The sequence below is a fragment of the Stenotrophomonas sp. HMWF003 genome, assembly GCF_003061285.1.
Classification (GTDB): Bacteria; Pseudomonadota; Gammaproteobacteria; order Xanthomonadales; family Xanthomonadaceae; genus Stenotrophomonas; species Stenotrophomonas maltophilia_AP.
Genome location: NZ_QAIW01000356.1, coordinates 1 through 1,638 on the forward strand (window position 1 = coordinate 1; position 1,638 = coordinate 1,638).

Consider the following 1,638-nt stretch of genomic DNA (forward strand, 5'->3'; position numbering starts at 1 on the left):
GTATAGGCCATTGCCCACGGCGGTGCGAAGCCACGCGCGGCCAGCATCGGGATCTTGTTCGCGCCCAGGCAGTGCTGATCGCTGACCCACCCGCCCCGCCACGGGCGCAGCGTGGAGGCCACCAGGGGCACGTCGCCCAACCCGCCATGGGCCAGCAGCGCGCGGGCCAGCGGCTCCCAGCAGCCGGTGGCGATGACCACCCGGTCACCCTGCGCCAGGTGCTCGCGCAGGCGTGCAACCGCCGGGGCGATGAACAGCGCCTCCCCCGCGGCGAAGACCGCATCGGCATGCGCCTGTGCCAGCGCATGCATTGCCTCGCGACTGTGCCCGAAGGTTGCCAGCCACACCGCACACCGCGTAGGCAGGCGGCGCGTGCGGGGGATCAGCAGCAACGGCGCCAGCAGTGGCAGCAGGACCAGCAGCACGCCCAGCCGCCCTGGCTGGCGCCGCAGCAGGCCCTTGAAGAAGCGGCGCGCCGTTTCCCAGCGGGTCAGGGTCAGATCGAAATCGAATACAACCACGTTGGCGTCGTTTGCCTCGGGCATCCGCGCAGTCCCTTATGCGGTGAAGGGGCGATCATAACGGCACTTCATCCCCTGCGCGTCCCGGGTGCTGCCGTGCAGGTGCACAACATGGCAGACTCCGCTGCGCCCCCGATTCATCGCACAAGGATGTCCATGATCGTTCCCGAGTACTGGGCAGAAGCCCGACGCGAAGTCCGACACAACCGCAAGCAGCTGATCGTGCGCCGATTCGGCTGGTCCGATGACAGCGTGGCGGCCGCGCAGGCGCATGCCGACGCGCGTGCACAGGAAGCACTGCATGCCATCGCCGCCGGCCAATCCCTGCCGCGCAGCGAACGCCGCACCAACTACGGCGTGGAGGGCGTGCCGATCCGCGAGCAGATCGTCGAACGCCATGGCGATATCGTGATAACGCGCAACAGCTACGGCGCGCTCTGCCTGAACACCCCGGACGTGCTGTTTGCCGACATCGACCATCGCCCTGCGCCGGCCGGCTGCGTCATGCCCACCCTGCTGGCATGCGCGCTGTGGGTCGTGGTGGCCATCGCCGCGGGCAACGTGTGGAACTGGGTGGCCGGCGTGGCGCTGGCAAGTGCGGTGCTGGTCGCGGTGAACGCGGTGGTGCTCGTGGTCAAGCGCGCCCGCCACCGCGACGAACAGCTGGAAGCAGGCGCACTGGCCCGGGTCGAGCAGTTCACCCGGCAGCACCCGGAGTGGCACCTGCGCGCCTACCGCACCCCGGCCGGCATGCGCGTGCTGGCGATGCACGCCACCTTCTCCGCGCAGGACCCGGTCGTACAGCGCCTGTTCGATGCCCTGCAGACCGACGCGCTGTATGCACGGATGTGCCGGGTACAGCATTGCTTCCGCGCGCGGCTCACGCCCAAGCCCTGGCGCATTGGCGTGCGCCGGCGCATCCGCCCACCGGTGGCGGCGTGGTCGGCCGAGCAGGCGTTCCTGCCCGCTCGCCTGCAGTGGATCGCTGATTACGAGCGCAAGGCGCAGGGCCATGCGGCGTGCCGCTTCCTGCGCGCCTTTGGCGACGAACGAAATGTGGATCCCAGGGCCGAAGCCGTACGCGCCCGGCACGACCGCATCGCCCGCGCCTACGAGC

Annotated in this window: 2 protein-coding genes; one reads left to right on the plus strand and one right to left on the minus strand. The window is 70.0% G+C overall.

Going from position 1 to position 1,638, the window contains the following annotated elements:
• Positions 1-545: HAD family hydrolase (locus DBR34_RS14540; protein WP_146186854.1), on the minus strand; the 545-nt coding region annotated here is incomplete at its 3' end.
• A 132-nt stretch (positions 546-677) separates the two neighbouring features.
• Here DBR34_RS14540 and DBR34_RS14545 point away from each other — a divergent pair.
• On the plus strand, positions 678-1,638 hold a 961-nt coding region (locus tag DBR34_RS14545; RefSeq protein WP_128097327.1), incomplete at its 3' end, for a hypothetical protein.